This is a genomic window from Ferribacterium limneticum (assembly GCF_020510565.1).
GTDB lineage: Bacteria > Pseudomonadota > Gammaproteobacteria > Burkholderiales > Rhodocyclaceae > Azonexus > Azonexus limneticus_B.
Window position 1 is genome coordinate 3,110,608 of the sequence record NZ_CP075189.1, and the last position, 10,166, is coordinate 3,120,773.

Consider the following 10,166-nt stretch of genomic DNA (forward strand, 5'->3'; position numbering starts at 1 on the left):
CATCAAATCGTCTCCACGCGGGGCACGCCGCCCCATCGAAGGCTGTCATCGTAAGGCATTTTCTTGATCTGTCTTGCCTTCAACGAGGCAGCGTCTATTTATAATCGAATGCTTATGGCAGCCCCCACATCTCTGGCTCAGCATCTCCGGCAGGCCGCGAGCGAACATCCGCATAGCGCCGCATTGCTGGTTGCCGGCCACTGCCTGAGCTTTGCCGATCTGTTCGCCGCTAGCGAAAATCTCGCTGGCCAGCTCGCCAACCGCCCAGGAACCATCATCGAAGCCGGCGACAGCCTGCATCTGGCCCGCCACGCCTACGCCTGCAGTTTTCAAAATTGGCCGTTTTTTCCGGTTGACCGTGGAAGTGCGCCCCCGGCGATCAAACAGCCACCGGCCGACGTCGCCCTGATCATCGCGACCAGCGGCAGCGAGGGCAAGCCGCGCGCCGTGCTGCTCGGCAACGCCCAGCTCGACGCCGCTGCCGCCAACTCGAACGAACGCCTGCCGCTGCACCCCGGCGATCTCTGGCTCAACTGCCTGCCGCTCTACCACATCGGCGGCCAGTCCATTTTGTGGCGCTGTGCCCGGGCTGGCGCCGGCGTGCTGCTCCACGACGGCTTCGTCACCGAGCAAGTTGCCGCCGACCTCGTCGCCCTGTCGGTCACCCACATTTCGCTGGTCCCGGCCATGCTCGCCCGGCTCCTCGACCTCGGCGCCAAACCGCCGGCCAGCCTGCGCGTTGCGCTGATCGGCGGCGCCGCGCTGACGCAATCACTCTACGACCGGGCCGTGGCTGCCGGCTGGCCGCTCTACCCGAGCTACGGCATGAGCGAAACGGCGGCCCAGTTCGCCACCTTCGACCCGGCTGACGGCGACTGGCATGAAGGCCTGGTCGGCCGGCCGATGCCCGGCCACGACATCCGCATCGGCGCCGACGGCCGCCTGCAGGTGCGCGGCCCGCAGGTCATGCGCAGCTATCTCGACGGCAGCGGCATCGACGCCGACGGTTGGCTGACCACCGGCGACCTCGGCCTGATCGACGCCGCCGGTCGCCTGACCATCCTCGGCCGAGCCGACGACATGCTGATCAGCGGCGGCCGCAACGTGCATCCGCAGGAAATCGAATCCTGCCTCGCCGCCTGCCCCGGCGTCCTCGATGTCGCCGTCACCGGCCGGCCCGACCCGGTCTGGGGCGACCTCGTCGTCGCCCTCGTCGTCGGCCCCGTCGCCCCGGACGACCTGATCGCCCACGCCCGCCGTCATCTGCCATCGGCCGCCTTGCCGCGCCAAATCCACGCCGTCGAGCGCCTGCCGCGCAACCCCACCGGCAAGCTCGAACGGGCCGCGCTACGCCGTCTCGCCGCCGAGGCCGCTCAATGATCCACACCCTGCGCCGCTGCCTGAGCGCCCCGGCAACGCTGGCCCGGCTGGAAGCGCTGGCCGCCGGCGCCCCGGCCTCGGCGCCGGTCAGCCTGCGTCTCTCGCTCGGCCGCGCCGAGTCCGACTGGCTGCCGCTGCTGCCGGCCGACGCCCCCTACTGGTACCGTGCCCGCCCGGACCACCACGAATATCGTCTGGCCATCGGCCACGCTCTACACGTCACGAGCGCCGGCCCCAACCGGCTGGCCGCCCTCGACAACGCTTTCGCCGGCTTTTGCCGCGATTGGCGGCGCAACGGCCCGGCCTTCGCTTTCGCAGGTTTCGCCTTCGATGCCGGCAACAACGCGCCGCTGCCCAACGCCCTGCTCGCCATCCCGGCCATCCTGCTCGAATCGGTCGCTGGCGAATGTTCGGTGACGTTCAGCGCCCCAGCCGGCCGCCTTGCCCAGAGCGCCGCCGAATGGCCGCAATGGCTCGCTACGCCGGCCATCGCCAGCACCCCGCGCCAACGCCCGAGCCGCCCCGAAACGCTGGCCGAACGAGCCTGGATCGGCCGCGTCAACGCCGCGCTGCGCGACATCGAGGCCGGCCGGGTCGATAAAATCGTCCTCGCCCGCAGCCGGAAAATCGAGGCCGATAGCCCGTTTTCGGCGGCCTCGGTGCTCGGCCAACTGCTCACGCAACAACCGGCCAGCCTCGTCTATGCCCACGGCAACGGCCAGCACAGCTTCGTCGGCGCAACACCGGAGCGGCTGGTCCGCCTCGCCGGCAACCGCGTCGATGCCGATGCGCTGGCCGGCACCTCGTGGCCCGGCTCGCTGGCCCTGTCCGAAACCAAGAACCGCCACGAACAGGCTCTGGTCGTTCAGGCCGTCTGTGCGGCGCTAGCACCTTTCTGCGCCACGCCGCCGCTGGCCGAACCAGCCCAGGAACACGCGGCCGGCCAACTGCTCCATCTGCGCAGCCGGGTGGCCGCTACCGTCCGCCCGGGGACGACGCTGTTCGAACTGGTCCGCGCCTTGCATCCGACGCCGGCCATCGGCGGCTTTCCGGTCGCCGCCGCGCAGGCCTGGCTGGCCGCCCACAACGAGCAGCGCAGCGGCTGGTACAGCGGCGCTATCGGCCTGCTGACGGCGGAGGGCGACGGCGAGTTCTCGGTCGCCCTGCGTTCGGCCCTGCTCGCCGGGAACACGGCCGAATTGCAGGCCGGCGCCGGCATCGTCGCCGGTTCGGACGCCGCGCACGAACTGGCAGAAACCACCGCCAAGCTGGGCACCCTGCTCGCCGCACTGGCCCCGTCGATCAGGCCGGAATCCGACGACAGTCTTCGCGCCTGAGAATTTGGCCAAAATTTCCGGTTGACCGTGGCAAACAGCCGTCGAGTGTCATCGCACCGTAATCTTAGTGCAACAAAATGATGGACTTAAAGCCTATACTTCAGAAAAAACATGGAGATGACGCGATGACCCATCCGCTGCCCAAACCCCGCTTCCCGACCGAAAATTACCTCAACCGCGAACTCGGTTTGCTCGCCTTCAACCGGCGCGTTCTGGCCCAGGCCGAGGACGAGCGCATGCCACTGCTCGAACGCCTGCGTTTCCTGTGCATCGTCTCGAGCAACCTCGACGAATTCTTCGAAATCCGCATGGCTGGCCTCAAGGAGCAGGTCAAGGCGCACGCCACCGTCACCACCACCGACGGCAAGACGGCCCAGGAGGCCTACCGGCTGGTCTCGGCCGAGGCGCACGCCATCGTCACCGAGCAGTACCAGCACCTCAACGACATCATCCTGCCGGCACTGGCCAACGAAGGCATCCGCTTCCTGCGCCGGTCGACGTGGAACGAGGCGCAGCGCGAGTGGATCCGCAATTATTTCATCCGCGAAATGGTGCCGGTGCTGACGCCGATCGGACTAGACCCGTCGCACCCCTTCCCGAAAGTGCTCAACAAGAGTTTGAACTTTGCCATCGAACTCGAAGGCAAGGATGCCTTCGGACGCAGTTCCAACGCCGCCATCGTCCAGGCACCGCGCGTCCTGCCGCGCGTTATCCGCTTGCCGGAGGAACTGGCCGGCTGTGAATACGGCTTCGTTTTCCTGTCGTCGATCCTGCATGAATTCGTCGGCGAACTATTCACCGGCATGACCGTCCTCGGCTGCTACCAGTTCCGCGCCACGCGCAATTCCGACCTCTTCGTCGACGAAGAAGAAGTCACCAACCTGCGCACCAAGCTGCAGGGCGAGTTGCCGCAACGCCATTTCGGCAATGCCGTGCGTCTTGAAGTCGCCAACAACTGCTCCGAGGCGATGGCCGAATTCCTCCTCGCCCAGTTTGCCCTCAAGCCATCCGATCTTTTCCGCGTCAATGGTCCGGTCAATCTGGTCCGCCTCATGCAAGTGCCGGACTGGGTTGATCGCCCGGACATGAAATTCCGCCCCTTCGTACCCGGCCTGCCCAAGGTCGTCGGCAAGGGTGTCAATATTTTCGACACCATCCGCAAGACCGACGTCCTGCTCCATCACCCCTATCAGTCCTTCGCGCCGGTCATCGAGTTTCTCAACCAGGCGGCGACCGACCCGCAGGTGGTCGCCATCAAGATGACGGTGTACCGCACCGGCACCGACTCGGTGCTCATGGAATCGCTGATCCGCGCTGCCCAGAACGGCAAGGAAGTCACCGTCGTCGTCGAACTGATGGCGCGCTTTGACGAGGAAGCCAATATCAGCTGGGCGACCAAGCTCGAAGACGTCGGCGCCCACGTCGTTTATGGCGTCGTCGGCTACAAGACGCACGCCAAGGCGCTGCTCATCGTGCGCCGCGAAGACGGCGGCCTCAAGCGCTACGCCCACCTCGGCACCGGCAACTACCACCCGCGCACCGCCCGCCTCTATTCCGACTTCGGCCTGATGACGGCCAACGAGGAAATCACCAACGACGTCAGCGAAGTGTTCAAGCAACTGACCGGACTGGGCAAGGCGCGCACACTCAAACACCTGTGGCAGGCACCGTTCACACTGCAGCAAAATGTCGTTGCCGGCATTCTTGCCGAAGCAGAAACCGCCAAAGCCGGCGGCAAGGGGCGCATCGTCGCCAAGATGAATTCGCTGCTCGAACCGGAAGTCATCGATGCGCTCTACCAGGCGTCGCAGGCCGGCGTCGAGATCGACCTCATCATCCGCGGCGTCTGCGCCCTGCGCCCCGGCGTTCCCGGGCTTTCCGACAAGATTCGCGTGCGTTCGATCATCGGCCGCTTCCTCGAACACCACCGGATTTTCTACTTCCTGGCCGGTGGCAAGGAAACCGTCTATCTCTCCAGCGCCGACTGGATGGACCGCAATTTCTTCAAGCGCATCGAACTCGCCTTCCCCATCCTCGACCCCAAGCTCAAGAAGCGCGTCATCAACGAAGGCCTCAAGTTCTACCTGGCCGACAACCAGCAGGGCTGGGACATGAACGGCCAAGGCAACTACCAGCGTCGCCGCTCGACACGCAGCAAACCGCATAATGCCCAGGGCGAACTGATGGTGACACTGGGCACCAGCTGATCGGGACTTCCACGGTCAACCGGGCTTGCTACGGTCAACCGGAAAAAACAGCGAAAAATGAAATGCGGCCTGCAGGCCGCAATCAATCCGGCGCAGCCCCGCTCTTAAAAGGCGTCCAGGGCTTGCCATCGAGCTGTTTGCGCTTGGCGTCCTCGACCAACAGCATGGAGAGGGCATTGACCTGTCGCTCACTCATGCCTGTGAGAAGCGCGACGAGCTCGTACCCCAGCTCCTGCTTTGGCCCTCCGCGCCGTTTCAATAGTGGCAGGATGGTTGAACTGGCCACCCGGTAGCCCAACAGGTAGGGCGCAAAAAACGGCTGGTTGTTGCCAACGAGACGCGCCCGATTATCGATGGACTGCCAGGCGTACCAAAGGTCCCCCGTCTTGGCCATCATCAAGTAACCCTGGACATTGGCCTTGCTCTCCTCCAGTTCCCTGTCCTTGTAGCCCCGGTCGCAATGGGCCCGCTCGTGCCATTGCACGAAGGTTGTATCGTCCAGGGCGACAGCCGTCTCTTTCGACACGAACACCCGGCACACACCGTCAGGCGCAGCCCGGCGCGCGAAGGACAAACCCGCCTTGACACCATTTTCCGCGGACACCAAACCGGTGGCGATGACCTGGATGCGCGGCGTCGTGGGTGGTGCCGGCTCGATGCGCAACGGCGTGAAGCCCAACAGCTCAAGGACGGCTGGTGGCAGCTCCTCGACCAGGCTGGCCGGACTGTCGTAATTCTCCGGCTGATCCCATTTCATGGGCGTGACTTTCGGCGGGGGATCCTTCTTGTCCAGAAACAGCCGCGACCGGGCCGCCGTCGACAGCTCTGCGGCGGGCGCCGGCGGCGCGACGGCGAGCAAACAAAGCGCAGCCAGCGCCAGCGCAAGCGGTCGGCAGAACAGGAAATGCGTTTCAGGCAAAGGCATACGCACGCAGACGACAAGGGATAGTGAACCGGATTCTACTGCCGAGCCCATGCAAAACGGCTAGCGGAATGCGCTGGCACCCCCGGTCGGTCCTGCAACACAGACAAGCGGCTGAGTCAGCTGCGCTTCCCGCCGTCATCCGGCGTGAAGAATAGCCCAACCCCGAGCACGATCAGCACCAGCGGCCACCATTTCTTGATCAGCCCGACCAAGTCCAGCTCAAACAGGTCGAGATTGACGGCCAGCGCGATGGCGCCGATGGCGATCAGGGCGATGGCTGCGAAGTTGCCTTTCATGCGGACTCCCTGACGATCAGGCGCGGCGTACGCCGACGACGCCTTCGACCTCGTGGATGAGGGTCAGCGTCTTCTGCATTTGCTGCAGGTTGGTGATCTCGACGGTAAAGCTCATGTGCGCCTTGCCCTGCTTGGACTGGGTGTTGACGCCGATGACATTGAGCCGCTCGCGGGTGAATATCTCGGAAATGTCGCGCAGCAGGCCTTGACGGTCATGGGCGTCGACAATGATGTCGGCGGCAAAGACGCCGGTCGTCGTCAGGCCCCAATCGGTCTCAATGACCCGTTCCGGATGCAGTGCAGCGAGATTGGAAAAATTGGGGCAGTCCATGCGGTGGATGGAAATGCCCTTGCCACGCGTGATGAAACCCTGGATTTCATCGGGCGGCGCCGGCTTGCAGCAACGGGCGAGCTGGGTCAGCAGCTTGTCGACGCCGACGATCAGGATGCCCTGGTTGCCCTGGACAGGCTTGCTCGGCTTGGCCAGCACTTCATCCGGCAACTGGGTTTCGGCCAGCAGGTCGCCGCCCTTGGCAACGGACTGGAATTGCCGCTGGTTGAGGTCGCCACGGGCGGCAGCGATGTACAGGTCGTCGGCCTTGGCAAAACCGAGCTTGTGCGACAACTCCTCGATATTCGCCCCGGTCTGGCCGGCCCGCTGCAATTCCTTGGCGATCAGGCCACGGCCTTCGCTCAGCGTTTCTTCGAGCGCCAGATTGGAGAACCAGGCGCGCACCTTGACCCGGGCACTCTTGGTGTGGATGTAGCCGAGCAGCGGATTGAGCCAGTCGCGCGACGGGCCGCCGACCTTGGCGGTAACGATCTCGACTTCCTGCCCGGTTTCGAGCGCCGTGTTGAGCGGTACGAGATGCCCGGCGATCTTGGCGCCCCGGCAACGGTGGCCGAGATCGGTATGCACGCGGTAGGCGAAATCGACCGGCGTCGAGCCGGCCGGCAGATCGACGACCTTGCCTTGCGGCGTGATGACGTAAATCGTCTCGTCGAGCGCCGCCTGCTTGTAATGTTTGACCCAGTCCGAGCTGTCGGCGACTTCGTCCTTCCAGGTCAGCAGTTGACGCAGCCAGGCGATTTTTTCGTCGTAATCGTCCTCGGTCGTCCGCTTGCTGCCTTCCTTGTAGCGCCAGTGAGCGGCGACGCCGAGTTCGGCGTGCTTGTGCATTTCCCAGGTACGGATCTGGATTTCCAGGCTGCGCCCGTCCGGACAGCGCACGGCGGTATGCAGCGAGCGGTAGTTGTTGCCCTTGGGATTCGAGATGTAGTCGTCAAATTCCTTGGGGATCGGCAGCCACAGGTTGTGCACGATGCCGAGCGCGGTGTAGCACTCGCGCAGGTCATCGACAATGATGCGCAGGGCGCGCACGTCATAGACCTCGGAGAACTCGACGCCTTTTTTGCGCATCTTGTTCCAGATGCTGTAGATGTGTTTCGGCCGGCCGTAGATCTCGGCGTTATGCACGCCGGCCGCTTCGAGTTCATCGCGGACTTTGGCCACGGCATCGACGATGAACTGCTCGCGTTCGCTGCGTTTTTCGTCGAGCAGCTTGGCCAGTTTCTTGTAGGTATCCGGATGGATGAAGCGGAAGGACAGATCCTCCAGTTCCCACTTCAACTCCCAGACGCCGAGCCGGTTGGCCAGCGGCGAATAGAGCTCGAGCGTTTCACGCGCCACCTGAACGCGCAAGTCGTCCGGATTGGACGCATAAAAACGCAGGGTCTGCGTCCGGCTGGCCAGACGCAGCAGGACGACGCGAATGTCCTCGACCATGGCCAGCAGCATCTTGCGCAGCACTTCGATCTGCGCCTTCATCTCGACCGGATTGACTTCGCCGGCCTCGACGTTGGTGGCGACAAAACCCTTGGCAATCGGCCGCAACTTGTTTAGGCGCGAAATGCCCTGCACGAGATGCGCCGCCGGCTTGCCGAAGCGCGTTTCGATGCTGGCGATGCCGTGCTCATCCTGGGCCGGAATGGCGAAGAGCAGCGCGGCAATGCGTGATTCGACATCGAGCTTGAGGCCGGTAATGATCACCGCCATGCCCAGCGCGTGCGACCAGATGCGCTCGCCGCTGCCCAGCGAGCGTTCGCCGTAGGTGGTCCAAGCGTACTCGACGGCGGATTTTAGACGTTCCGCATCGGCCGGGGCCAAGCCCTCAGCCAACGTGACCAGGAACTGTTCGAAGTCGCTTTGCGAGGCGACGGAATGGACGACGGAAACCATGCCGCAATTATAAGACCGATCTCCCAAGACCGGCGCAGCGAGCGGCAAATTGGCCGGCACCCACCGCCGCAGCCCGATCAGGCATAATCCGGCGACCATGAAAAAACTGTTCGCCAACCCCTATCTGCTGCTGATCCTGACCGTTCTTTTCTGGTCCGGAAACATGGTGGTCGGCCGTGGTGCCCGTGGCGACATTCCGCCGCTGGGCTTCGCTTTCTGGCGCTGGGCCATCGCCTTCGCACTGATCCTGCCACTGGCCCTGCCCCACCTCAAAGCCCAATGGCCGCTACTGAAAAAAGGCTGGCGCCCCCTGCTCGTGCTCGGCCTGCTCGGTGTCGGCGGCTACAACACCTTTGCCTACATCGCCCTGCAGGACACCAGCGCGACCAATGCGGCACTGCTCAACTCCTTCGTGCCGATCGCCACCATCGCCATTTCCTGGGCCTTCCTCGGCAAGCACCTGCGCCGGGTCGAAGGCATCGGCGTCGTCATTTCGCTGTGCGGTGCGCTGACCATCGTGTCACGTGGCGACCTGGCCGTGCTCGCTCATCTCAACCTCAACGTCGGCGACGTCTGGATGCTCGTCGCCGTGCTCGACTGGGCCATCTACACCGTCGCCCTGGCCTGGCGCCCGGCCGGCGTGCATCCGATGCTGATGCTCGGCGCCACCACCGCCATCGGCCTCTGCGCCCTCGGCCCTGCTTACGCCTGGGAACTGGCACAAGGCCGGCACATCAACCTGCACCTCGGCTCGCTGACCGCGCTGGCCTACGTCGGCCTCTTCCCGAGCTTCCTCGGCTACATTTTCTACAACAAGGGCGTCGCCGAAGTCGGCGCCAATAAAGCCAGCCTGTTCATCCACCTCATGCCGGTTTTCGGTACGCTGCTCTCCTTCATGTTCCTCGGAGAAGTTCCGTTCTGGTATCACTACTTCGGCATCGCCCTGATTTTCTCGGGCATCTGGCTGACCATGAAAAAATGAAACGTTGGCTCGACAGGTTGCGCGGCAAGAAGGTAGCGGAGATTCCCGACGCCTTGTGGGCGAGCACCGTCGCTGCCCTGCCCTTTCTCGACGATCTCACGGTCAACGAGAAAAAAGAGCTGAAAATGAAAGCCGAAGCCTTCCTCGCCGAGAAGGAATTCAGCACCGCCGGAGGCCTCGATCTGACCGACGAAATCTGCGTTTCGATCGCCGCCCAGGGCTGCCTGCCCATCCTCAAGCTCGGGCTGGGTGCCTACCGCGAATGGGTCGGCATCGTCGTCTACCCCGACGAATTCGTCGTACCGCGCCGCATCGAGGACGAATCCGGCGTCGTCCATGAATACGACGACGTGCTCTCCGGCGAAGCCTGGGAAGGTGGCCCGCTGATCATTTCCTGGCACGACGTGCAGATGGCCGGCGACGGCTACAACGTCGTGATCCACGAATTCGCCCACAAGCTGGACATGCTCAACGGCGAGGCGGACGGCATGCCGGCGCTGCATTCGGGCATCACCGAAACGGAGTGGGAGGCCAAATTCTCGGCCGCTTACGACGATTTTTGCCAACGCGTGGACGGCGGCGAAGATACGCCGATCGATCCCTACGCCAGCACCGACCCCGCCGAATTTTTCGCTGTGCTCTCCGAGAGTTTTTTCGACATCCCCGACATCGTCGCTGGCGAATATCCGGCTATTTACGGCCTGCTCTGTCGCTACTACCTTCAGGATCCGCTGACCCGCCGGTTGACCAGCCGACCTGACCATTAACCGCGCCCTGCCTCGGCCGACAACCACCTGAAC

At 64.0% G+C, this 10,166-nt stretch carries 8 protein-coding genes; 5 read left to right on the forward strand and 3 right to left on the reverse strand.

Going from position 1 to position 10,166, the window contains the following annotated elements; translation table 11 throughout:
* The first annotated feature begins 114 nt into the window (after nucleotides 1-114).
* From KI610_RS14845 to ppk1, 3 genes are all read left to right on the forward strand, one after another.
* A complete protein-coding gene (locus KI610_RS14845) occupies nucleotides 115-1,380 on the forward strand; it encodes a class I adenylate-forming enzyme family protein (protein ID WP_226495737.1) in 1,266 nt (421 codons plus the stop codon).
* Nucleotides 1,377-2,717 (forward strand): isochorismate synthase, encoded by a 1,341-nt coding sequence (locus KI610_RS14850; RefSeq protein ID WP_226495738.1) that lies wholly within the window; start codon nucleotides 1,377-1,379, stop codon nucleotides 2,715-2,717. Before KI610_RS14845 ends, KI610_RS14850 begins: the two co-directional genes overlap by 4 nt.
* Nucleotides 2,718-2,842: 125 nt before the next feature.
* Nucleotides 2,843-4,924 carry a polyphosphate kinase 1 gene (ppk1, locus tag KI610_RS14855; RefSeq protein ID WP_226495739.1) on the forward strand — a complete coding sequence of 694 codons (2,082 nt, stop codon included), beginning with the start codon at nucleotides 2,843-2,845 and terminating at the stop codon, nucleotides 4,922-4,924.
* Nucleotides 4,925-5,006: 82 nt separating this feature from the next.
* Here the strand turns inward: ppk1 and KI610_RS14860 are convergent, their stop codons facing one another.
* The 3 genes from KI610_RS14860 to KI610_RS14870 all read right to left on the reverse strand — a co-directional run bounded on the left by KI610_RS14860 (nucleotide 5,007) and on the right by KI610_RS14870 (nucleotide 8,384).
* The gene (locus KI610_RS14860) at nucleotides 5,007-5,900 is read right to left on the reverse strand and encodes a hypothetical protein (RefSeq protein WP_226495740.1); all 894 of its coding nucleotides are present in this window, start codon (nucleotides 5,898-5,900) and stop codon (nucleotides 5,007-5,009) included.
* Between the two features lie 65 nt (nucleotides 5,901-5,965).
* Nucleotides 5,966-6,145, reverse strand: coding sequence for a LiaI-LiaF-like domain-containing protein (locus KI610_RS14865; RefSeq protein ID WP_226495741.1), 180 nt, complete (start codon nucleotides 6,143-6,145; stop codon nucleotides 5,966-5,968).
* Nucleotides 6,146-6,161: 16 nt separating this feature from the next.
* Entirely contained in the window at nucleotides 6,162-8,384 is a 2,223-nt protein-coding gene (locus tag KI610_RS14870) for a RelA/SpoT family protein (RefSeq protein WP_226495742.1), read from the reverse strand.
* Between the two features lie 97 nt (nucleotides 8,385-8,481).
* Here KI610_RS14870 and KI610_RS14875 point away from each other — a divergent pair, with 97 nt between their 5' ends.
* On the forward strand, nucleotides 8,482-9,366 hold the full coding sequence (locus KI610_RS14875; protein ID WP_226495743.1) for a DMT family transporter: 885 nt from the start codon (nucleotides 8,482-8,484) through the stop codon (nucleotides 9,364-9,366).
* Nucleotides 9,363-10,133, forward strand: coding sequence for a M90 family metallopeptidase (locus tag KI610_RS14880; protein ID WP_226495744.1), 771 nt, complete (start codon nucleotides 9,363-9,365; stop codon nucleotides 10,131-10,133). Before KI610_RS14875 ends, KI610_RS14880 begins: the two co-directional genes overlap by 4 nt.
* Nucleotides 10,134-10,166: the final 33 nt, after the last annotated feature.